At 37.9% G+C, this 23,962-nt stretch carries 20 protein-coding genes and 1 pseudogene; 6 read left to right on the forward strand and 15 right to left on the reverse strand.

Annotated elements, in window-relative coordinates:
• Positions 1–11 precede the first annotated feature (11 nt).
• Positions 12–1,031, reverse strand: a complete 1,020-nt coding sequence (aroF, locus tag ACH0AK_RS08170; protein ID WP_019722398.1) for a 3-deoxy-7-phosphoheptulonate synthase — start codon at positions 1,029–1,031, stop codon at positions 12–14.
• Positions 1,032–1,583: 552 nt separating this feature from the next.
• Here aroF and ACH0AK_RS08175 point away from each other — a divergent pair.
• The 3 genes from ACH0AK_RS08175 to ACH0AK_RS08185 are packed head-to-tail and all read left to right on the forward strand — an operon-like array spanning position 1,584 to position 3,703.
• Positions 1,584–2,975, forward strand: coding sequence for a Y-family DNA polymerase (locus tag ACH0AK_RS08175; RefSeq protein ID WP_071866707.1), 1,392 nt, complete (start codon positions 1,584–1,586; stop codon positions 2,973–2,975).
• The gene (locus ACH0AK_RS08180; protein WP_023519130.1) at positions 2,938–3,447 is read left to right on the forward strand and encodes a hypothetical protein; all 510 of its coding nucleotides are present in this window, start codon (positions 2,938–2,940) and stop codon (positions 3,445–3,447) included. Before ACH0AK_RS08175 ends, ACH0AK_RS08180 begins: the two co-directional genes overlap by 38 nt.
• A 16-nt stretch (positions 3,448–3,463) precedes the next feature.
• Positions 3,464–3,703 (forward strand): hypothetical protein, encoded by a 240-nt coding sequence (locus tag ACH0AK_RS08185; protein ID WP_010736276.1) that lies wholly within the window; start codon positions 3,464–3,466, stop codon positions 3,701–3,703.
• 149 nt (positions 3,704–3,852) lie between these two features.
• On the opposite strand, the gene rsiV is transcribed toward ACH0AK_RS08185, so the two are convergent.
• The 12 genes and pseudogenes from rsiV to ACH0AK_RS08245 all read right to left on the reverse strand — a co-directional run bounded on the left by rsiV (position 3,853) and on the right by ACH0AK_RS08245 (position 19,520).
• A complete protein-coding gene (rsiV, locus tag ACH0AK_RS08190) occupies positions 3,853–4,731 on the reverse strand; it encodes an anti-sigma-V factor RsiV (RefSeq protein WP_148294487.1) in 879 nt (292 codons plus the stop codon).
• Positions 4,732–4,737: 6 nt separating this feature from the next.
• Positions 4,738–5,166, reverse strand: coding sequence for an RNA polymerase sigma factor (locus ACH0AK_RS08195; protein ID WP_023519128.1), 429 nt, complete (start codon positions 5,164–5,166; stop codon positions 4,738–4,740).
• A 954-nt stretch (positions 5,167–6,120) separates the two neighbouring features.
• Positions 6,121–6,385, reverse strand: a pseudogene (locus tag ACH0AK_RS08200) (type II toxin-antitoxin system YafQ family toxin).
• Between the two features lie 325 nt (positions 6,386–6,710).
• Complete coding sequence (locus ACH0AK_RS08205; RefSeq protein ID WP_071866705.1) at positions 6,711–7,202, reverse strand: glycosyl-4,4'-diaponeurosporenoate acyltransferase CrtO family protein; 492 nt, start codon at positions 7,200–7,202, stop codon at positions 6,711–6,713.
• 9 nt (positions 7,203–7,211) lie between these two features.
• Positions 7,212–8,291, reverse strand: a complete 1,080-nt coding sequence (locus tag ACH0AK_RS08210; protein ID WP_499796847.1) for a glycosyltransferase family 2 protein — start codon at positions 8,289–8,291, stop codon at positions 7,212–7,214.
• Positions 8,292–8,306: 15 nt separating this feature from the next.
• The gene (locus ACH0AK_RS08215) at positions 8,307–9,803 is read right to left on the reverse strand and encodes a phytoene desaturase family protein (RefSeq protein ID WP_071866704.1); all 1,497 of its coding nucleotides are present in this window, start codon (positions 9,801–9,803) and stop codon (positions 8,307–8,309) included.
• A gap of 260 nt (positions 9,804–10,063) precedes the next feature.
• Positions 10,064–11,593 (reverse strand): cardiolipin synthase, encoded by a 1,530-nt coding sequence (cls, locus tag ACH0AK_RS08220; protein ID WP_071866723.1) that lies wholly within the window; start codon positions 11,591–11,593, stop codon positions 10,064–10,066.
• Positions 11,594–11,955: 362 nt separating this feature from the next.
• Complete coding sequence (locus tag ACH0AK_RS08225; RefSeq protein ID WP_499796849.1) at positions 11,956–15,405, reverse strand: WxL domain-containing protein; 3,450 nt, start codon at positions 15,403–15,405, stop codon at positions 11,956–11,958.
• A gap of 5 nt (positions 15,406–15,410) precedes the next feature.
• Positions 15,411–16,478, reverse strand: coding sequence for a WxLIP family cell surface protein (locus ACH0AK_RS08230; RefSeq protein WP_023519121.1), 1,068 nt, complete (start codon positions 16,476–16,478; stop codon positions 15,411–15,413).
• Positions 16,479–16,607: 129 nt separating this feature from the next.
• Positions 16,608–17,420 (reverse strand): WxL domain-containing protein, encoded by an 813-nt coding sequence (locus tag ACH0AK_RS08235; protein WP_010736295.1) that lies wholly within the window; start codon positions 17,418–17,420, stop codon positions 16,608–16,610.
• 18 nt (positions 17,421–17,438) lie between these two features.
• The gene (locus ACH0AK_RS08240) at positions 17,439–17,792 is read right to left on the reverse strand and encodes an EF2685/EF0750 family sortase-dependent surface protein (RefSeq protein WP_010736296.1); all 354 of its coding nucleotides are present in this window, start codon (positions 17,790–17,792) and stop codon (positions 17,439–17,441) included.
• Between the two features lie 249 nt (positions 17,793–18,041).
• Positions 18,042–19,520 carry an AcpB/EbpR/MafR family transcriptional regulator gene (locus tag ACH0AK_RS08245; RefSeq protein WP_071866702.1) on the reverse strand — a complete coding sequence of 493 codons (1,479 nt, stop codon included), beginning with the start codon at positions 19,518–19,520 and terminating at the stop codon, positions 18,042–18,044.
• 201 nt (positions 19,521–19,721) lie between these two features.
• Between ACH0AK_RS08245 and ACH0AK_RS08250 the strand changes: the two genes are divergently transcribed.
• From ACH0AK_RS08250 to ACH0AK_RS08260, 3 genes are all read left to right on the forward strand, one after another.
• Complete coding sequence (locus ACH0AK_RS08250) at positions 19,722–20,018, forward strand: ArsR/SmtB family transcription factor (protein WP_010736298.1); 297 nt, start codon at positions 19,722–19,724, stop codon at positions 20,016–20,018.
• A gap of 76 nt (positions 20,019–20,094) precedes the next feature.
• Complete coding sequence (locus ACH0AK_RS08255) at positions 20,095–21,465, forward strand: aldehyde dehydrogenase family protein (protein WP_023519119.1); 1,371 nt, start codon at positions 20,095–20,097, stop codon at positions 21,463–21,465.
• Positions 21,466–21,477: 12 nt separating this feature from the next.
• A complete protein-coding gene (locus ACH0AK_RS08260; protein ID WP_347081766.1) occupies positions 21,478–22,680 on the forward strand; it encodes an NADH:flavin oxidoreductase/NADH oxidase family protein in 1,203 nt (400 codons plus the stop codon).
• Positions 22,681–22,825: 145 nt separating this feature from the next.
• Here ACH0AK_RS08260 and ACH0AK_RS08265 read toward each other — a convergent pair whose 3' ends face one another.
• Both ACH0AK_RS08265 and ACH0AK_RS08270 read right to left on the reverse strand, forming a co-directional pair.
• Entirely contained in the window at positions 22,826–23,002 is a 177-nt protein-coding gene (locus tag ACH0AK_RS08265; RefSeq protein WP_157733673.1) for a BspA family leucine-rich repeat surface protein, read from the reverse strand.
• A 4-nt stretch (positions 23,003–23,006) separates the two neighbouring features.
• Positions 23,007–23,648, reverse strand: a complete 642-nt coding sequence (locus ACH0AK_RS08270) for a hypothetical protein (RefSeq protein WP_010736301.1) — start codon at positions 23,646–23,648, stop codon at positions 23,007–23,009.
• Positions 23,649–23,962 lie beyond the last annotated feature (314 nt).

Genomic DNA, 23,962 nt, shown 5'->3' on the forward strand with positions numbered 1-23,962 from the left:
GCTCCTCTTTTCTATAAGGCTTTGATTTTATTCATTGCTTCAACTAAAATCTCGACTTCTTCCATCATTCGTAGGTAGTTCTTTTCATTCAATGATTGCTGTCCATCTGACCATGCGTGGATTGGATCAGGGTGGATCTCTACGATCATCCCATCTGCGCCACTAGCAACACCGGCTCTTGCCATTGGTGATACGAGATCCCAAACCCCTGTACCATGACTTGGATCAACGATGATCGGGAAATGACTTAATTTTTTAATGATCGGTACAGCACTTAGATCGAAGGTATTGCGTGTCGCTGTTTCGTAAGTACGAATACCACGTTCGATAAAGATGATGTTTGGATTGTTTTGTACCGCAATGTATTCCGCCGCGTTCAACCATTCTTCGATCGTTCCTGAAATCCCGCGTTTCAAGCCAATTGGTTTTCCTGTTTTCCCAACAGCTTCTAATAGACGAAAGTTTTGCATATTTCTGGCGCCGATCTGAATGATATCTGTGTATTCGCAAACGACATCGATATGGGCTTCATCCATGACTTCGGTAATGACTTTTAAGCCGTAATGATCCGCTGCTTTACGCATCATTTTCAGTCCTTCTTCTCCTAATCCTTGGAAAGCGTAGGGTGACGTTCTAGGTTTGTAGGCTCCTCCACGTAGGACTGTTGCCCCACCAGCTTTTGCCATACGAGCAGTTTCCATGATTTGTTCTTCGCCTTCTACTGAACAAGGACCAGCCATCGTCACAAAACTACCATCACCGATTTTCAAACCATCCACATCAACGACTGTATCTTGCGGATGAAATTCTCGAGAAGTCAGTTTGTACGTATTAGAGATTTTTACTGCACGCTCCACCGTGTCGTATCTTTCAAATGGTACACCTTGGATAATTTTTGGATCACCGATCAATCCTAAAACAAGACGATCTTTGCCATGGTTGATCTGAACGTCCAAGCCCTCTTCCTTGATACGTGAAAGTACTGGTTCTAGTTGGTTTACTTCAATTCCTGGTTTAATAATTAAAATCATAAGATAACATCCTTTTTTATTTTTATTTTTTTATCACTGTTTGAACACTTGATCGACAATGGAAAATCGTTCGTTGTTTACTTAAAATAACTCGTTGGAAAATGAACTGATGTGGTTCTCCTTTCGTTAGGTATAAAAAAAGCCCGCCGTAGACAAATCTACAGTGGGCCTTCACCAATTCTAACAAAAAAGCCACTATAGATTTTCATCTATGTGGCGGACAAGTCATCTCAAACATCCTTAGCCATCATAGATACAAACGTTGTGTTTGCACCCATGAATGTCATGAATACAAACCTATCTAAAATAGCTAAAGTAATACGTATTCAGTTGTGAATTCAATGTGATTTTCATAAGAAATCGCTCCAAACTGATTTAAGATTGGTTTAAGTATAGATTTCTTTCTGAAATAAGTCAACTACTTTTTCAAATCTTTTTCTCTTTATGCTAATGATCCTTTAGAAGACCGATGTTTTTTTAAAGTTCCTATTGATTTTTTCGTTGACAAAAAACGCGAACGTGTGTTCTAATCATGTAGAAGAGGTGACTGTTATGTTTAAAAATCAAAATCCTGTATTTGACTATCATAAAGAACCTTCTAGAGATATTTTATGTATTGATTGTAAGTCGTTCTATGCTTCTGTTGAATGTGTCTCACTTGGTTTAGACCCTTTAACAACCAAACTAGTTGTTATGTCGTACCCCGGAAATTCATGGGAAGAACGTGGTAGCGGGTTGATCCTTGCCTCTAGTCCAGCTGCAAAAAAAGCCTACGGGATCACGAATATCAGTCGTGCGCGTGATTTGCCCTTTCCTTATCCCAGTGATCTATATATTGCCCCACCACGAATGGCTTATTATATGGAGAAGAACAAAGAAATCAATGCGATTTATAAAACCTATGCAGACGAGAGTAACCATCATGTCTATTCGGTCGACGAAAGTTTTTTGGATATCACAAATAGTTTGAATTTGTTCGATGCTCCTGATGCCCGGACACTTGCAAAAAAAATTCGTCAAGACGTTTATGACCAGACAGGGATCTATACCACGATCGGTATCGGTGATAATCCACTATTGGCAAAATTAGCTCTGGATAATGAAGCGAAGGATACCCGAGACATGATCGCCGAATGGCGTTATGAAGACGTCCCTGAAAAACTTTGGCGGATTCCTCAGCTGACAGATTTTTGGGGGATCGGTCGAAAAACAGCGATTCGTTTAAATAAAATGAACATCCATAGCATCTATGAGCTTGCACATGCGGATTACTATCGTTTAAAAAGTGCAATGGGGGTAATTGGTACACAACTTTATGCCCATGCCTGGGGAATCGATCGGAGCTTTCTTGGTGAAGTCTACACCCCTAAATCAAAAAGCATCGGAAATAGTCAAATCCTCAATAAGGACTATACCCGCCGAGAAGAGATTGAAATCGTGATCAAGGAAATGGCAGATCAAGTAGGCACACGCTTACGACGAGAAGAAGCAAAAGCACAAGTAGTTAGTCTGTGGGTCGGCTTTTCTTTGGGCTACACAGATGTTTCAGGAAAAACTGGGTTTCACCAACAGATGAAAATCGAGCCGACCAATGCCAGTCATGTTTTAGCAGAAGCACTATTGATGATTTTTGATCGACATTATCAACGGCAAGATATCCGAAGTATCGGCGTCAACTGTTCTCGCTTAGTTTATGCGACTGGCTTGCAATTGAATCTATTCGATGATCCTAAAGAGCAAGTCAATGCGGCAAAGATTGACTTTGTCGTGGATAAGATTCGACAAAAATATGGATTTAAAGCAATCGTCCATGCACATAGTTTACTAGAAGGTGGTCGAGCAATCGCCCGCAGTTCGCTTGTAGGCGGTCATGCTGGCGGAATGGCTGGTATTGAAGGTGAGGGACATGCGACGCACGAAAAAAGAATTTCTCGATTACAATGAATACCGTGATCGCCCCTTTGGCTTGAAATGGGGAACCGCTTTTGCCATGGATGAGCTAGTTAAAGGGATCGAAGAAAATGCAGCAGTCGCCTTAAAAGACCTCCCTCCCCAATTGCAAATGACGAGAGAGGAAATCGACCAAGTACTATTACAGTCCTTTCTCTACCGACAAAAAGTGACCATCCAATTAAACACAAAAGATGAATTTGGTCGATATAGAGAAAATATCGAGGGCGTTTTCTTAGGCGAATGTGATGAAGAATATCTGACGATTGACCAGTACCAGATTCTCTGGGAGAACATTCGTCACGTTGGTTTGAAACAAGAAATGAAATGGTTTGAGTTTAGTACCAACAAGACATATGACGAACAAGTTTCCCGATCAATCGATTGGAACAAGCCAAACCAACAAGCTGAGTTGCAATTGATCAAAGATGAATTTTATCAAGCTTTTGAAGAGGAAAATGACTAAAAGGGAGGCGTTGCCGATGACAATGGTAAAGAATCATTTCGAAACTGTCATAATCACTGCTTATATTGCCAAACAAGAAATTACGATCCAAACAAAAAAGGGAGAAAACTATAGAGGAAAGATTCAAAAAAAGATGACAGAAGATGGCTTTTATGTAAACGAGGGCTTTATTGCTTGGGATGAACTTGATTCGATCGATTTAGAAGAGGAATATTTTCATTTTTGGCAAGAAATCGTCAAGCAAGCGATTGAGTAATTCAGATAAGCATTGGATTCTTCGGCCATTATTGAATGCTATTTCTCTCAACCTAAAAAGCATCAACCGGTAAACATGTAAAAAAGATTCTACCGGTTGATGCTACTATTCTCAGCAAAGAACGATTCTATTCGTAAAGTCTGAAAGCTTTAGTTCAAATAGTTTGGGTCAGCCAATAAAGATTGGATTTTATTTGTATCAATAACGAATTCTTGTGTCCCCATAGCACCAGGTGCTACCTCGTATTTATCAAAGAAGATAACCAGCTGGTGTTCTTTATTGATATAAAAACTAGGATCTTTTTTTAATAAAAATGAGCCATTATCCTCTAGAGCAAAATAAGTTGATTCTGGATTTTTTTCCATACGATTTTTCATCTGTTCTTCAATTTCCTTTGAAAGAGCAATGAGATAATCATCATTTTTAAATAATAAAGGCAAAGACACAAGTACCTCATTTTGTTTATCTAACGTGTCAAATTGATTGTTCGTTTGCGTACTTGCAATTGTCTGTTCGATTGAACGATCAATCACTAAAAATCGCTCATCATTGACCAATATGCGATATCCACCTGTTGTATCAATCTGTTGCCCGTTTTTCTTGATTTCTTTCACTCCTTCCTCATAAGCTTGTTGTCCCTCTGCGAGATATTTTCGATTCAACTGGTCATGGATTTCTTCTTTTCCAATTATTTTTGGAACAGCAATCCTGATACCCGATTCCTCTTCTTGGAATGAATAGGTTTTCCCAGTAATGATCGAAACCAATTCTCCGAGAACAGGGATTTCTGTCGCCCATACGCGAAAGTCTCTATTTTGAACACCTGCGAACAAAATAAGTACAGAGCAGACGATCCCCAAACCGATATGAACAGCATGTTTTACTTGTCGTTTCACCTTCACTTTTTTCTTGGCAATCGTAAAACGCTTGAATAGCTCATCTTCTAGCTGTTCAGGAATTTCCCCCGCTCGATACGCCTGATTCATCATACTTATTTTTTTCTTTGTTCCTCCCATTTCGCTATCCACTCTCCTTTATTTTAAAATTTCTTTGTAATTATCTAGTGAGCGATACATTTTTGTTTTCACTGTATTCTCATTTAAATTTAAAATCTGAGCAATTTCTTTCAATGTAAATCCTTCAAAAAATTTCAAGATAATAATCTCGCGTTCTGGGCTAGGCGTTTGGCTCAATAATTCACGTAATTCCATGTAAGAAACATCATTTTGACAATCGATGAATTCAAGTCCTGGACAGTCTTCCAATTCAAAATTCAAAGGCATTCGTTTATTCTTGCGCCAATAATCAATTGCTGTGCGGACTAAGATTTTATAAAACCAAGCTTGAAAATGATCGATCTTCTTTACCTTTGAGAAATCCATCAGCGCTTTTTGAAAGCTATCTTGGATAACATCTAGTGCATCTTCCGAACAGTGTGTATAACTATAAGCGATTCGATACATTTTTTGATATTGTGTCTCAATCAGCTGTTCTAACTGAGATTCATAATGTCTGACTCGCTGCTTTTTTGCTATCCGATTAAAAATATTAGATCCCTCCCTATCTCAAATAATAAATTTCACCCAGTTCTCGCATAAAATCCTTGTTTGCTTCCTTACGTGGTTGTGTATCTTTCGTTCTAGTCGACTCGCTTGTCCCTATCTCTTGTGGCTTTTCTTCTATGATCGAAAATGTATCCATTGAATACATCCATAAAAAAAGGCTGGTAAACAGGAACAATAAGACTAGGAAAATTAGTTCTATCGTTAAAAATGAATAGTTTTTTTCATGTTTCATACGCTCACTCCGCTTTCTTTTTTTATACTTAATTAGACGATCGTTTTCTAAGAAAAGTTTCAAAAAAATCAACTTTATTTTGAATCACTAACTTTGCACAAAAGACAGTTTGTGAGATTCTGATAAAAGTGTTAAGCTCCGCTAAAAAGCACCAAATCCCCACAATTATTCATCGATGGATTTTGGTGCTTGTTTATGTAGTATTCACTTCTAGAAAACCATTTATTCGTTTTTAGCAATCACAGTACCATCTGGCAGCTTATCTTTCCATTTTTTATCCGAAATTTTTTCTCCCAAATAACTCCTCACTTTTCAAAAGGCACGAAACCAACGATGATATCTTTAAAAAAAAGAGTCAGCGATTTGACGTACTCCAAAGGATAGACCCAAGTGGAAAATAAACCAGGCAAGAATATCAAGCATCACTAACACTCCAGTGATCAAATGAATCAGTAGCATAAAAAGCTCCTAAAATTTGTTTTTTCTTCCTAAAAAAACGATTACACTATTTCTCTAGTAACTCCTAGAACAAAATAAACGAGAGAATCCAAACACTTTTAAAACAAGTTTTAGATTTTCTCGTTTATTTTTCTGAGTTGTCCATTTATTTCACAACTTCTTTAAAAGAATTCACTGTGAGATCCCAGCCTAGCAAGTATCAATATTAATTGATCATTATCAATCTTATATACTAATAGCCAATCAGGACTGATATGACATTCTCTAAATCCCACATAATTGCCGGTCAAATGATGATCACGATACACTTTGGGCAATTTATGTTGGCATTGCAAAAGAGATAGCACCTTTTTTAATTTGGCTAAATCTTTCCCCTGCTTTTTTATAGTCTCGCTTGAATTGTGAGGTATAAAAAATATCAAGCATCTAAGTCCTCCAGCAACTCATCAACAGAGCTGAATCCACCATGAATATTGCCATCTTTAGCATCTTTTCTCGCTTGCAAAGTAGCCGAATTTTCCCTTTCAATTTTAAAAGGAAGTACCAGTTTAGTTACAGACTGTTTTTAAAAAACTGTAATTGCGGTTATCATATTCATACCCAACTCAGCAAATAATTGCTCAGCATCCTTTTTCAAATCCTCATCAATTGAGATATGGATTGGTTTCTTTTTTGTCGTTTCCATGTCATCACCTCTGCTATTTTTCAACATATAAACAACATAAAAGAAACATAAATCCGTTTTAAGAACCTACTTATTCCTCATTCTTCTAATGAACGCTCGTTCCAATCGTGGCCGATTATAGCGTTGGATCATAATAAATGGGATATTGACAAGAAGCGCATAAAAAACCATGACCCACCCCGCCCATTTGGGATTCCACAAAAAGAAAAGGAACGCTGGCGCAATCAATAGCCAATGTGTCAGCTCTGCTCTTTGTGTTTCAATGATGAATTTCTTCAGTGCGGCAGAATCAGTCTTACCAAGTCTTGATTTATCGAATCCACTCTTGGCAATCACAGTACCATCTGGCAGCTTGTCTTTCCATTTTTTGATTCGAAATTTTTTCTCCCAAATAACTCCTTGCTTTTCAAAAGAAAAAGAACGAAACCAACGACGCTTTCTTTCAAAAAAAGAGTCAGAAATTTGACGTACACCAAAGGATATACCCAAATGAAAAATAAACCAGGCAAGAATGTCGAGCATCACTAATACTCCAGTGGTCAAATGGATCAGTGGCATAAAAACCTCCTAAAGTTTGATTTTTCTTCCTTTCCAAGTCACTGATTTCAAAAGATAGGTTTGGATCAATGACCACAAAAACAAGAAAAGAAAGAAGATAAAAAAGAACGGAAAAACGAACAAGAAAATCGGCTTGAAATTTCCTACACGTTTGGCAAATACAATACATTGGAGCACATACAGGCAATAAATGACCAGTGCGAGCGGCCATTGTTCCATACCAAAAGCCAACACTGAGCCAACACCACCACTTATCCAGAGGATGACTCCTAACAAAATAAAGGGATTGGTTGCTCTAGAAGCTGTGGCAAAATCCTTTGTCCATCCTTGGATCAATTGCTTGAAACCTTCAGGATACATGCGAAAAGCAATCAACTCTTTCCCACCATATAAATGGATGGGAAATCCTGCCTTTTGAAAACGATTGGCTAAAGCCATGTCATCTAAGATCCCACTAGGCATATCTTTATGCCCATCGACTTGGAAGTAATCGGTTTTCGAGCATAAGATACACGGCCCGAACGCCCCCACTGCTTTTAATTTTTCACCTAGCACAGAAAAAGTATTCAACCCTACCAGAATGACCACATTGAAAACAAACGAGAGCTGTTCATAAAAGCGAACAGTTTGATGAAACGGTTGAAGCGACAGCAAGCCACTATTCCCTCTTTTTTCGTATTCATTCAACAGTCTTTCCAAACTATTGTCTGTCTGAAAAAATGTATCTGCATCTAAAAATAAGAAATGCTCACTTTGGGCCTTTGTTGCACCTAACCAACAGGCAGCCGCCTTGCCATGCTGATCACGATCATTTGAGAAAACTGTTGCATCTAAGTTCTTGGCGATTTCTGCTGTACCGTCAGTGGAATCATCATCCACGACGATGATTTCTCGTGGTTGGATCGTTTGCCTTTGGATCGATTGTAGCAATTTGGGGAGCGTATTTGCTTCGTTACGTACAGGAATAATGATTGAAACATTTGTGTCAAAACGTTTTGCAGAGGTTAGGTTTGTGATGAATGGCAGTCGATAAAAGATACACCAACCTGAAAGCCAAGCAACAAAAAGGACGATCATTATTAGTAACAAAATAAGCCTTCCTTCCTATACATCCGCTTCTCTTCGAGCAATCTTGTCACTCACTTGTTGCCCACTCAAAGTGACCATTGGCATACCTGCACCTGGATTGACTGTCCCACCTACAAAGTATAAGTTGTCATAGCGCTCACTATGTTTTGCATGTTTGAACCCATGATTTTTCTTACGATCAGAGACAGTCCCATAGATTGCTCCACGATGGGATAAATAATTTTTTTGGATATCTTCCGGGGTCCAACGATTTTCATAGACAATATGTTTTCTCAAATCCGTTAATCCCATCGTTTCTAATTTGATCAAGATACGCTCCCGAAAGGCATCGTATTCTGCCTCTGTAAATGGTTGATCTTGTAAATAAGGGATGTGCGGTAAAATCTTGATGTTCTCATGTCCTTCGATGGTTTGAGAAGGATCAGTCTTATTGACATTCACAAGATAGATCGTTGGGTCGTCTGGTAACTGATGCTGATGGAAGTTTTGATCAAAGTTTTCTTTAGAAGCATTCGAAAAGAAAAAATTATGATGGGCTAATTGTGGGTATTCTTTATTAACACCTAGATGCAAGACAAAACCAGAACTTGCGGGTTCAAATTTCTTTTCTAATTTCTCTGTAAACGCTGGTTTTTCATCTAATAATTGTTCATAAGCTGGGATGACTTCCATATTCGAAACAAAATAATCTGCTTCGATCACCGTCCCATCCGCTAGTCGTGCCGAACGGATCTGTTCATCCACTACATTTAGTTTTTCAACCTGACAGCCAGTATGGAACGCTACGCCGAGCTCTTTTCCAAGATTGACGATTCCTTCAGCAATTTTATGCATCCCGCCCGGAACATACCAAATTCCTTGCTCATGCTGCATATAACTCATCATATTTAAAACCGCTGGCGCATCATAAGGAGAGGAACCGACATATTTGCTGAAATACCCTAAGATATCTTGCATTTTTGGATGACTCACACGTTTAGCGATTCCATCATGCATCGAAGAAAAATAATCAAACCCTTTCAACGCTTTGATCACACCATGTTCTTTTAAAATCTCCATTGTCGAATCAAGCCCTTTGTCAAAATAACCGACTTCTGTGGCCGCATAGATTTCCTTCGCATAGTCTAAGAAATCTTGATACTCCATCATGTCTTTTTCAGTCAGCAAAGGATTTTCTTGGGCCATTTTCGTTAAATCACTGTATAGATCAATCGTTGTGTGATCAGGAAAAAAAGAACGCCACTGCAAATCTAACCGTTCGATCGGAATGTAATCTGCCATCTGTTTGCCACTCGTGAGAAACAGTTTTTCAAAAATTTGGGGCATCGTCAAAATCGATGGACCTAGATCAAAGCCAAACCCATTTGCTTCTAAACGGTTCAATTTCCCCCCTAAATGATCGTTCTTTTCATATAGCGATACGTCGAATCCTTCTTGGGCTAAGGAAACTGCTGCAGACAAACCACCAAGTCCACCTCCCAGAACAATGACTGATTTCTGTTTGTTTTTCACAAAATCACCTCTTACTTTCTAAGTCTTAAAGCACATTTTCACAGATGTAAATTCGTAAGATCCAACTGTAAAAAAACACTTTATATCTATCTCTATAGTAGCATATCTCTAAAAAAACTTATTTTATTGCGCATTGTATTGTTATAAAACACTAAGAAAGGATAAAAGAAAAAACAGAAGAAACAAACACGTATGAAACGCTTTGTCTATTCTGTCTTAAGCTAATGGCACGTTCTTATGCGCTGATTCCGTTGCTTCTATCAAAGTATCGGCACAAACAAGCCACTGATTTTCTCTTTGATTTTCGTCCATGCACTTCGCTCTTGCCATTCGTCTTTTTTGACCTTTTCAGCGTGGGCTAAATCTTCTGTAAAATGGACGTTCAATTCATCAATCGTTTTTGATGGACCATAAATGAACATTGACAGTTCATGATTGAGATAAAAACTGCGAATATCAAAATTAGTTGATCCAATCGTTGCAACCACATCATCAACGATCATATATTTACAATGGATAAATGCAGTCGTATCGTAGATCGACACTTCAACTCCTGCCGATAACAACTCATCAATAAACGAGTTCGTCCCATGAAATGAAATCCCGCGATCGCCTTTTCCCGGTATGATCAATTGTACTTTGATCCCACAGCGAGCTGCTCGTCTGAGTGCCCCAAGAGTTTCTTCATCTGGAATAAAGTAAGGCATAGCAATCTTGATCGAATCAACTGCTTTACCAATCAAGTCATTGAAAGAGTCTTTGATGATCCTCTCCTGATCATACGGCCCTCCGTAAACGACCTGTACGATTTCCGAACCTTTTGGTTGTTCCGTTTGTAATGGAAAATACAGCTCTTGCTGATTGATGAAATAAGTGATCGTTTCCGTCCCTTCATCGAGAAATAACCAATCATAAACGAAACATTCCTGCAACTCGAGTACAGAAGGCCCTTCGATTCGAACATTCGTATCCCGCCAATAAGAAAACTTTTTCCCGCGTCCACTATACTCATTCCCGATATTCATACCACCAGTGTGTGCAATTTCCCCATCGATCACAACGATTTTCCGATGATTGCGCCAATTGGCTTTGTTACTCAGCCACGGTGAATTCAATAGATCATAGGTTCTTACCTCTACACCATTTTCTCGCATCGTATCTAATAATTGATTCGGGAAAGCAATTGATCCGACACTGTCATACATAAAACGTACTTTGATTCCCTGTCGAGCTTTTTCGATCAAAGTAGCAACTAGTTCTTCGCCAGTTTCATCCCCTTTTATAATATAGAAGAAAACATGGACATGATGTGTTGCCTGTTTGATATCTTGCAACAATGAAGCAAAAGCATCCGTCCCTTCTTTTAACAATGTCAATTGATTGTCTTTTGTGGGATACTTTGCGGAAAGATGGAAAATTTCTTTGGAAAGATCGTGCTTGGCATGAATGATTTCTGAATGTTCCTGAAGGATCTTGGACACCGTCTCTTGTATGTTTCGTTCATTGTCTAGTTGCTGTTTCGATAACTTGCGTAATCGTGGCTCACGACCAATCAGATAGTACAGCATGATCCCGACGACCGGTAAAAATAATAACGCTAAGATCCAAGCAATTTTAGAGGTTGCTTCTCTTTGATCAAAAATCACTAAATAGCCACAAAGAAGAAAGGCAAAAATTTCCACGATCAGCCACGCATAAATGATTTGATTCAAAAAAATAATCAGCGAAACAGCTACAAGAATCAATAATATCAATAATATTTTGTATTGTTGCAATTTATTCTTTATCATATCTATCTCCATATTCGCTCGCTTCGTTTTTTTGTTGCTTCTTTTTTCTGTGCCAATCAACGTTAATGGTGACAACACACCTTATATAGATTATATACGTTATAGTTACTCTAGTGTAAAGAAATCTCTCGTTTTCTTCGCACTTTTTTACAGAAATTTTTCAACTAATAGAAAAATACTTTTTTCCCTCAGTTTTAAGAAAATGAAAGAAGTGAGATAATATTCATCATCTCATACTCCCTAAAACTGAGTAAATGTAATTAAAAAAAGGATGTTAGCAAAAATAAGCCAGAAATCCCGAAAATCTTAGCGGTTTCTGACTTATTTTTTGGAGCTGTATCTGGCTATCACAACTCTTTTTTTTATTGATTTTCTGGAACACTACTCAATTCCCAAGTAAGTGTCGTTGAATATTCTTTGGCTTCTGGATTCGTTCCTTTCGGTACATACAAACCAACACTTTTATCAGCTGTCTCTGCATTACCAAAACGATAGATCCAGGTTCCTGTTCCAGATTTTTCATCTGCTTGTAATAAGATTCTTTTAGTATTTGGTATGATTTTTTGGCCAGTTTCTTCTTTTAGCGCAGGCGCTGTTCCACCTTGAGCTGTCACTAGTTCTTGATTGAGTAACTGGATCTCAGAACCAATCAATTCATGACCATTTTGATTACTGAATTGTCCATTCTGGGTAACCGATAATTGCCAACCACTTCGCTCATTGTCCGGTCGACGATCACTGATTTGAACATAATTTGGTCGCTCTTCGTTCTCTTTCACTGTCCCATCTTCATTCAACAATCGTTGAGGTTGGGCATAATAGGTTTGTTCATGAACAGAAATAGCTTGTGAGCCAAAATTGAAGGACGAAATAAAGTCAATGCTTAGTTGCCCTTGATCTTCTGGCAATTCTGGTTTATTTTCAGGTTCCACTTCTAATTCTGGATCCAAAGGATCTACCGGTGAGAAAGGTCCTACATCCTCAACGATTAATGTCGTAGCCGGTTCAAAAGTTACATCGTGAAATGTTAAGTCAGCGGCTGGGTTAATATTTCCACGTGCGTTATTTGTTTCTGGCGGATTGATCACACCTGCGGCTTCTGCCGAGCCTTCCGCATCTCTTAGAAAGACCTGAATCTCATCGTCTTCTTTTAAAGTTAAGTCAGATAAATTCAGGATAAAGTTACCCTCGTCGTCTACCGTTACATCAGAAGTGTCAAAGATTTGTCCATTATGAGTTGCGGTTATTTCAACCTCTTTGTTTTCAACATATCCCTGAACATGTGTTGCTGTTTTTTCGATGATATTCACAGGGAACTCCGCTGGTTTTGGTGGGATAATTGGAAAGACGACAACACTATCTATTTTGATATCGTCCGGCAAACTGGGAACTCCAACTTCACCAACACCGCGAAAAGCAGATAGAACGCTAATCCGATCTCCCTCATTTAAAAGTTCCGGTAATTTTACTTCAAATATTCCCTCTCTATCTGCTTCACCATAGATACTATCTACTTTAGTAACTGCTCTATGTGTTTCTTTTTCTCCAGTAAGTCGTTCAATTTCTATCTCTAGTTCTACCTCGCCTTCAAACGCTGATCTATAGTCACTCCCTTCCGGAATACTTACATGACCAAAAATAGACTTATCTGCATTGGTAGGAACTCTTAATTCATCTACAACAGCACGTGCGTTATTTGCACTAATTCTACTATATGCAGTCATTCCAGCTGGTCCAAAAGTACTTGTATTAAATGATTCCGGATCGCTAGTCTGTCTAATAGTATTAAAATTGCTTCCCGTTAATTCAAAATCAATCATATTCCAATACTTTTCTGCTTCAAGATCAAAATTAGAACCATTAGTCCATGCTGCAAAATTAGAATTTTTCAAATCAAATATAGAGGATGCCGATACACTATATATATTGCCTCCGTTTGGACGTGTATTTTTAAAATCAAAAAAAAGTGGATTATCAATAGTTATATTACTAATTGAACCATTAAATATTGCACCTGATGCAGTGCTCGATCTTCCAATTGCTGTAAAACTAGTTCCTTCCCTAACATTGATTTCCATCGAACTGTTTCCACCAATAGCAGGTCCAAAATCAGAGACAATATTTACTTCTGTTCCCACGCCACTCAAATCAAAAACTCCACCATCATTAGCAAATTCTATACCTTGATTCGCCGAATTATTAGGTGATCCGTTTCCACCATTGTACATTTGTAATTTACTATTTCCTTTTACAAAGAATTGACCATCCGCACGAAATCTTACTGCCGGAGCAGCTCCTTCTTCAGCCTCAATAATAACAGTACTATTATTATCTATATCAAATCGAGAACCTCGGCTTGCAGCCCCATAAAATCTAACTGTTGCATCATTTCCATCAAGACGAGAAGAGTAAAGTTCCATTTTAGAGCCATTGTCTACCAAAATTCTTGAATTCGTAGCAGTATCGTAAAGAAGCGCACTAGTTTGAGGGGCTTCTATTTTCAAAGATGCTCCATTGTTAACCTCAATAAGCGATTCATTTGAATCAAATCTAATAACCCCTCCGTTTCTACCCGAGCTTGTTGAAGTTGTATTAATAGAAACTGTAGTGTCTTCATCCGTAATTTGAACTACCGGTAATACGCCTGAAATTTGTGCTAACTTTGCTTGCAGGTCCATACTTACTTTACTTCCATTTCGAGCAAAAAATTTATTGACTCGGAAGACAGCATCATCACGCCCATTCATAGTCGACCTATAAGTATTTTCGCCACCTATATATCCTGCCTTTGCATTCGGTGCATTAACTAAACCAGATACATTCCCACTTCCCGTATGAACATTTTCAAAATTTAATGTCCATCTTTGACTGTTGGCTGCTGTACCTGTAAAAATTGCTGTAGTTCCTGGTTTTGTTATTGTTATATTTTTTAAAGTAATTGTCGTCTCTACGCTCACTGCTCCAAGTGTGAATCCAGCAGTATTATTAGCAAAATCTATCGACCATCCTTGTCCGTCAATTTCGATATTTCTGTTGATCGTTCCTGCCGATCCAGCGTTTCTGACTATGTCGTTTTCCAAAATAATTTTTTGTACATCATCGTTACTTATGGCTTTTTGAAATTCTTCCCATGTAGAAACACTTACGAAAGGCTCTTTCTCCTTTGTTTGTTGATCCTGCGGAGCTTCTTCCTTAGGCTCATCTACTTCTTCGGATGTCTGATCATCCTCTTGATTTTCTTCTATTATATATTCTCCCTCTTTTGATTCCTTTTGTCCGCCTAGCTCATCATCAGGGGAGTCACTTTCTTCAGCTGGAAGTTCATCACTGATTGCTTCTGGCTCACTGATTTTTAGCTGAGTCGTCGTTTCTTCCACAGACAGTTCATAGTTTCCTATCTTGTCAAATACCAAAGGAAGAACAAACTTATTTTGCGCATGTTTTGAGTGAACGATCCATTCATGAGGCTGCTCTCCTTGTTCGATTGAAATCCCTGCCGACAATTGGTCTTGGATAAGCGTTGCTTCTTCTGGTAAGATCACTCGTGCCTCTGACACTTCTTGATCAGAAAAGAACGTCACTTGTAGCGGAACTTTTATCGTTCCTTGCAATTGAGATTGAGAAAAGAAAAAGTTAGGATTACTGGATAGTTCTTTTAAGGAGTTTTGGATAGCAGGACGTTCCATTGGCTCATGTTCCACATTGTCCATCGTGGTTTCTGCGTAGACCATGCCTAACGGTATAGTTACTGTTTGTATCACTAAAATTGTCGTCCCTAAAAAAAGCATCGTTCTTCTTAATCTTGAGGGCATTGTATTCACTCCTTCTCATTACTCTTATTCGGTTGCTCTTTTTTTCTTTTATGGATTAGGTAAAGAATTATTCCAAGCAATAAAACAAGTAACATGATTGAACCAATCATCCACCAATTAATACTCGTATCGACCATAACATCCGCACGATTCAATGCTCGTGCTTCATCTGCTTCGATCGTAAAGGTTCTTTCCCATTGCCATTCGTCTTCCCCAGAACGTGCCGTCATTTTCAATACGTAGTCACCACTGCGAAAACGATCACCTTCTAAAGAAATCGGGAAATTAAAATTGGAATTGGGTGCCATTTGCATCTGTTCTTGACTGGCTTGGTATAAAATCTCTTCTTCGCCCACTTTTTGAACCGTAGCTTCGACTTCTAAGCGATTCACGAATGTCGGGGTGAAGTTTTGTAGATTCGCACTGATCACATTGCGATAGTTGAGTTGGTCAGCAAAAACATCTAACAACTCTAAGTCCGGTTGTACAGCATCTTGTTTGTTGCTCACAACCACACCGATGATATACGCAAAATCATTTTGGATGGCGACACCTTCTTCATTACTCGTTTCTTCTGTTGCTTCTTCTTTGACTTCTGACACTCGTAATCCACCAGCTAACAATCCTTCAAATTCTTCTTTAGGCATGTTCAAATCAAGCGTAACGGTCTTTGTTTCATTTCCAGCAAGCTCAATGATTTCTGGTTGTTCAATCAACTCAGCCAACGAATGTTTGAGCGTTGGATCTGCTTCTTCCGCATCTTGTCCGTATTCTACGACCCCCATCACGTTGGTATAAGCAGTATGTGGGGTGATTTTGATTTTTTTGGCTTCTGCGTTTGCGTTTTGTAGTTTCAACGTTAGCTTTTCTGTCGTGTCTGGTGCAAGATTCAATTGAAAATAACGATCATTTCCTGATTTTTGATTTTCTGAGAACTCAGGCGTTACATAAAAATTCAACGTTCCTTCTTCCGCTCCAACCAACATGGGAGCCATCAGGCTGACAATCATGACGAGTAATACGATCCCCACTTGTTGGATTTTATTTTTTCGATATGTACTTGTCTTTTTCATAAACTTACCCCCTTCTTTAAAGGAGGTAGCGCTACAAAATTGTAACGCTACCACATTCACTTCTATAAACAAAAATCGGTTGCTTTTTAATGATTATGATTCGTTATGTTACTCATATTTTTTTTCTTGTTAATTTACACCACTAACATCAGGTGTATTGGATAATTCCCAAGTCAATGTTGATTTATATTGTGTCGCGTCTTTTGCTGTAGAACCAGGAACAAACAATTGGATCGCATTATTTGTTACTACTTCAACTTCATCGTTCACCTCTTGTGCATCTAGGTCTGCTTGGTTTCCCCAAACAACTGAAGATACCCCTGCACCTTTATCTTTTTCTGCTGTCATCACGGATACCGCAGAAGCATTTGGTATTAATTTCATTCCAGCTGGATGAGCTACTGGCGCATTACCAGGCGTGCTTCCTTCATACTGGATTCTTGGATCCAACAATGAAATTTCTGCACCGAGCAATGTATCATTTGTTGTATTCGTTGCTTTAAAGTCGGTCATGCGTACTTGCAGATTCCAACCAGCATTCGTTCCACGGACATCTTGTACTTGCGCAAAACTGACATACGGAACTTTGTTTTCTTCACCAGTTGTCCCCTTTTTTTGTTGTTTTTCTGCAACCATATTGTATGTTCGATCTTGATTTGAAATGACTTGTGAACCGAAATCCATTGTGACAGCTTTCATGATCGATAAAGGTCCAGTTGTTCCTGGCACTTCAGGCTCAATCTCGACATCTGGTTCTTTTACTGGCGGAACAACGACTAGCTCTTCATCTTCATTTGGTGTAAATTCAATCGTTCCATTAGTTGTTACATTACGTACTTCTTTTGATGTGTTTGTGGAACCATCTTCTGCAAATACAGTCATACCTCCGGCAAAAACTGTTGATGATAAGGCTGCAATTGTTGCTAATCTAACTAATTTCATTTATACACGTCCTACTTTCTATGATTGTTTTTTCTTTTTGTATTTCCAAAACCAAAAACTAAGTGTCACTATCACAAGAAAAACCCCTAAAATTATCCAACTACTCATTTGTTGTGCATTCGTTTTTGGCAATCTTCTGTGACTGGCATCTCTCTCCTCTGACGGTTGTTGAGCGATTTCTTTCGGGAAATCTGGTTTGATTTCAACTTCTGGAGCTGGTACTGGATCTCCAGGCATTTCATACATGCCTGTAAAACCGACTGTCCCCTCTGTTTCAACCGATCGAACCTCTGTCCCGTATACAACCAAGGGTGCATAACATTGAATAAGTAACATACTCAGGCTTAGTATGTATTTTTTTTTACGATTCATTTCCCTCCTCCTATAACCTTTCTTACATAATAGTAATTATCATTACTTTCTGCATAAATAAGATTAACGTAGCTCAAAAAGAAAAGAAATTCATATTTTTCACTAACTAGTGAAGTGGCTTGTTCCCACTTTCACTATGTGACTTTGATAGATTCGCTCCTTTAGTTGCACAACAAAAAATCGATGAAGAACCGCGGAGATCAGTTAATCTCTTTAGTTACTTCATCGATTAACGTCGTTTTTTGCTTCTTACAGCATACTATTGAGTAAAGGATTCAACTGAGTAAAAATGTTGACCCAATCATTTCTATTAGGGACTCGATTGATCAACAAATAGTCCTTGTTCAACTGGTAATCCAATAAATAAGGACGATAATTCGTTACGATCAAATCAACATGCTCAACGTTCAAACGTTCTTCTGTCAATTCATGTAACGGAACAAACAGCACATGATACTGCTTCGACAACAGTTGATTGGCTTGGACTTTGATCAACTGAACGAGTAAATGATTACCTTCCAAAAGAAACAACACTGTTTTCTTAGGTGAATAATAAGAGAACAAGATTTCTGTATACATCGTTAAACTTGCTATGATATCTTCTAAATATTTCTCTGAGAAAGACAGCAATGGTTGATTTTTTTGAATAAATTGTCGATTTTTCTCATAGGCTAAACCATAGAGACCTTTGATGATAATAATTTCTTCATTTAATAATTTATTCAGTATTGGTGCCATTTCATTATTGATTTTCCTCCCCAGAAAAAAGGCAGAAAGAAAGGTGGATAATATAGGATTAGTCTTACGGTCGATGTTGAATAATTGGAAGTAAGATTCAATCACTGGATCTATTTCAGGCCACTGATTATACTTCTCCAAAAAGACAGTCTCTTGCTCGATATGATCAATTGTTCGTTTGCTAATTATGATCAAAAAAAGCCAAATGATTTCATCTTGATGGATCGAAATACCATACTCCTTTTTGATCAGTGGAATCAATTCGGACATCAATAAAAAATCTGTCTCATTGCTAAAATCGATCTCTTTTATCCTACGAGGTAAAGAGATGATATGCCCATTCTTGTTTCTGATCATCGTGATATACAAACAGTAATAAAATCCTGTGACCATGATCCCTGTACCTATCTCATACTTACCAAGACGCTCACCTAACTTATCCAAAAACATTTGGTGGATACTTTCCGGGGGATAGACCGTATACGGTGTTGGTTCTCCTTCATAAAAAAAATCAAAAAAAAACTTGCGGATATTTCCTTCTTTTCCCACAAGGTCCACTGGTTTTAAGCTAAGTGAAAGCTGATATTCTTTTAAAACCTCTTTGATTTGAGCGACTGATCGTAGCATCGTACTTTCTGAATAATTATAGCGATCAGCTAATTCTCCGACAGATACTAGCTCTCCATAAAAAATGTCACTGATAATTTCAAACCAAATCTCCGATTGTAACAATGCTTCTTTGTCTTCATGATACAGTCGTCGATTTTTTTCTTTAAAAAAATAGCCAGTGGTATTTGACTCAAAAATCGCACTCTCTTCAAAGTAATTTTTCAGTTCACTGACATCTTTTAGGATCGTACGCTTAGAAACACCAAGTTGTTGTGACAATCCGACAATCGTAAACATATTCTGTTGTTCGATCACATTTAAAATCCGCATCCACCTTTCTGTAATCGTATTTGTAATAAATTTTAACTGTAACTCTCGCATTTTTCACACCTCTTTTGCTTTTTATATCTATTCTAAAAAAAAATAGATTGTAAACATGTATATCAAAAAATATGTGAAAATACTAATAATAAATAAGTGAATAAACTAAAAAATAACATACTTATGATGGCTTTCCATAACGCGTTGACAAGTTTAAACATATCGTGCTATACTCACTTTAACAAATTGAAGGAGGTCACTATGCGAGAAACATTTTTAGCGTTATTACGCGATTCCACGCCCCTATTTACGACATTACAAGAAGAAAATCGTCAAGAAATCGTCAGTTTACTAGTAGAAAAAGGTGGTTTAAGTGTGACAGAAATCACAGAAGAAATGTCTATTTCTCGCCCCGCTATTTCTCATCATTTAAAATTGCTTTTACAAGCAGGGATTGTGTATGTCGAAAAACGTGGCAAAGAGCGGATCTATTATTTAGATGTTGCTTGTATCAAACGTAATTTGAAAGGATTTATGCAACTATTAGAAAAAATATAAAAAGGCTTCGGCCTTTCTTTTTAAATAAATAGGTTCATAAGTTCGAACATATAAATATATTAAAAGGAGAAAACGCATGATCAACCAACTTTTACAGAATCAACAACATTTTTTTGAAACAGGAAAAACAAAATCAATCGACTTTCGATTAGCCCAATTAATCAAACTGAAACAGGCGATGCAAGAAATAGAGATTGAATTGACACAAGCATTATTCAAAGATTTGCGAAAACCAGCACACGAAGCATATGTCACTGAAATTGGTGTTGTCTATCAAAGTATTTCTGAGATGATCAAAAAATTAAAGAAATACGCTAAGCGAAAAAACGTTCATACACCGATTTATATGTGGGGGAAAAGTTATCTTGAGTATGAACCTTATGGACAAGTGTTGATCATTGCTCCTTTCAATTACCCATTTCATTTAGCTATTGAACCACTGATTGGGGCAATTGCGGCAGGGAATACGGTGATTTTAAAGCCAAGCGAATTAGCACCAAATGTGGCTAAAGTTCTGACAAAATTGATTCATTCAACTTTTGACAAAACATACATTGCCTCGGTCGAAGGCGGTGTGGACGTAACGACTGAATTACTCGCACAAAGATTCGATTATATCTTCTTTACTGGCAGTGTCCCAGTAGGAAAAATCGTAATGCAAGCTGCCGCAAAGAATTTGACACCCGTCACTTTAGAATTAGGTGGCAAGAGTCCCGCGATCGTCGATGATACTGCTAATTTAAAAGTGGCAGCAAAGCGCATCGTTTGGGGAAAATTGCAGAACAACGGACAAACTTGTATTGCGCCAGATTATGTTTTAGTGTCCCGTAAACGAAAAAAAGCATTGATCAAAGAAATGATTATTGCCACGAAAGAATTTTATGGTTCTGATATCCGAAATAACACAGACTATGGCAGGATCATCAATGATCGCCATTTTATCCGATTGCAACAGATGTTAGAAGCTGACCACTCCTTTGTCGTATTTGGCGGTGAAACAGATCGGGAAGATTTATATATTGAACCCACAATTTTGGATTTACCTAGTCATGATGCCGCAACCATGCAAGAAGAAATCTTTGGGCCGATCTTACCAATCTTGACTTTTGATACCATCGATGATGCGATTTCTCAAGTTAAACAGTATGAAAAACCTTTAGCACTATATCTATTTACAACATCGAATCGGAAAAAAGAACAGCTCATGACCGCTATTTCATCAGGAAATGTGACGGTCAATGATGTTCTGAAACATATTGCCAATCCTCATTTACCTTTCGGTGGTGTAGGAGAATCTGGTATCGGTGGCTATCACGGAAAATATAGTTTTCTTACCTTTTCTCATCAAAAAGGAGTCTATGAAAATCGTTTAACCTTCAATGTTCCTGGATTATTCCCACCTTATTCAAATCGATCGTTGAAACTTTTAAAAAAAATACTGAAATAAAAGGAGAATTCAATGCTATTATCAGAAATCACTTTACCAAATCAAACAATCTTAAAAAATCGAATCGTCAAATCTGCAATGAGTGAAACACTTGCCGACAAAGAAAATAACCCAACTGAAAAACATATTCATCTTTATCACCGTTGGGCTCAAGGCGGTAGTGGACTTTTAATTTCAGGAAATGTCATGGTCGATCGTGATCATTTAGGTGAACCTGGAAATGTTGTTATAGATGAAAATACAGATAAATCAATTTTAAAAGCCTGGGCCAAAGCTGGAACAGAAAACCATACAAAATTTATTTTACAAATCAATCATCCCGGCAAACAGTCACCCAAAACAATGAACTCACAACCGGTTGCCCCTACTGCTCAACCGATAGGTGAAGAACTTCAAGGATTTTTTAATCCTCCAAGAGAACTAACTACTAAAGAGATCAAAACACTGGTGGAACAATTTGTCACAGTTGGTAAAATAGCGGAAGAATCTGGTTTTTCTGGGATACAGATCCATGGTGCACACGGCTATCTCATCAACCAATTTCTTTCTCCAGCAGATAATCAGCGAACCGACCAATACGGTGGTTCTTTGGAAAATCGGATGCGTTTCCTTCTTGAGATCTACCAAGGGCTAAGAGAAGCCACTACACCGGAATTTATTGTTGGTTTAAAACTTAATTCCACAGATTTTACTGCTCAAGGGTTTAGTGAAGAAGACTCGCGTCAAGTTATTTTAAGAATGGCGGAACTAGGGATCGATTTTGTTGAGATTTCTGGTGGTAATTACGAAAAAACAAAATTCATGGAGGTTGGGGAAGGGGCATTTTTCCTTGATTTTGCTAAAGATATCCAACAGCAAGTGACAACCCCAATCATTCTAACTGGTGGACTGACACAACCAGAAACAATGGAAGAAGTAATCACTAAAGAAAAAATTGCGATGGTTGGACTAGCACGAGCACTAGCAATGAATCCAGAGTTGCCAAATCAACTAGCAGAAGGACATGCTCAATCCATTCAGTTACCACGTCTAACGACACATCTGAAAAATCTCGACAAAAAAGCTGGGAGCATTATTAATCTTTCTTATTATGAACAACAAATGAATCGCTTAGCGACTGGTAAAGAAGCTAAATTTACAACCAACGCTTGGTCACCGCTTCTTGATGCAATGTTTAGACATGGTCTAAAAATTCTAAAACCAAGACGCAGATGATGGTTGCTAGTCAATCAATAAAAAGAAAATCCGTTCGACTTTCTGTTTCTTAGTCGAACGGATCTTTTTTTGATGCAACACAGAAAAACTTGTTAGTTACCTCCTAAACGGATTATCTGATCAATAAGAAGATGATATTTTTCAGCTATTCTTTTTGACCAGATAACATGAAAGAGCAAACCGATGAGATTCGATAAAACAGACTGTTCATATTCGTTACATTTCTTGTATCAAAATGACTCACATCTATTTCTCTTAAATTGCGCATCTGGGTAAACATACGTTCCATATTTGTTACTTGACTCGTATCTAAATACTCCATTCCTTCAATTGTTTGGACATTTCGTAAATTTTTCAAAAAATCCTTGGTTATGTTCCCCCTGCTCAGCATTCGATAAGACACTATTTCTTGTTCCAATCAAACTTCCCCGTAATTCGATCCTCCCCGTGATAACGATGCCGTTGATCATTTCTTGATTCGCGGACGTATGATTAAAATAATCCGTCGCTCCATATCGACCACCAACATTATTTTCCTCATCGAAGATGCCAGAACTTAGAGTCAGTGTCCCAGAAGCATCGACTGTCCATGGAATCGTTCCTAATTGACCAGATTCAACGACTGCAGGATCAAACCCTTCAGTCTCATTAACAAACGCTTCTACATCGCTTTGCTCAATAGTCCACTCAGGCGCTTCTATAAGTTCAGTACTTATCTCCGCTCCCTCATAGAGCCTATCATTTTCAATTTCTTCAAATTGAGAAAACTCTTCTATCCCGTTTTCTTGCGGAATATTATTAAAATGGAACACATCGTCTTTTAAAACCAATTCGTCATTGCTATGTGCTTCTGGTGATTCCTCCGATTCTACGTGAATCGCAATTACTTGCCCAACTGGCAAAAGCATCATCATCATCACAACATTGAAAATCAAAAGTTGTTTTTTCCACAAACCTTTCTTTCTCATGTAGCCACCCACCCTAACTCTATATAAGTGAAAGAATTTGTCATTAATAGCTTATAGCCTACTCAAATAAACAATATATCTTAATCATGTATCTAATCTCTCAGCTATTAATAAAAAAGCTCTCTCTTTTTCAATAATATATCACCTCATTTAATCTTAATCCATTTATTATTTTTTTCTAATTCAGAAAAATTACTGTACTCACGCCTATTTCCCTGATATAAAAGAATGATTAAGTAAAAATAAAATAACGTTTGAAAGAAAAGATAAAAACAGCTCAAACCCTTACTTAGAATAAACTAAAAGCAAAAATT

This window comes from Enterococcus pernyi (assembly GCF_045371165.1).
Classification (GTDB): Bacteria; Bacillota; Bacilli; order Lactobacillales; family Enterococcaceae; genus Enterococcus_B; species Enterococcus_B pernyi.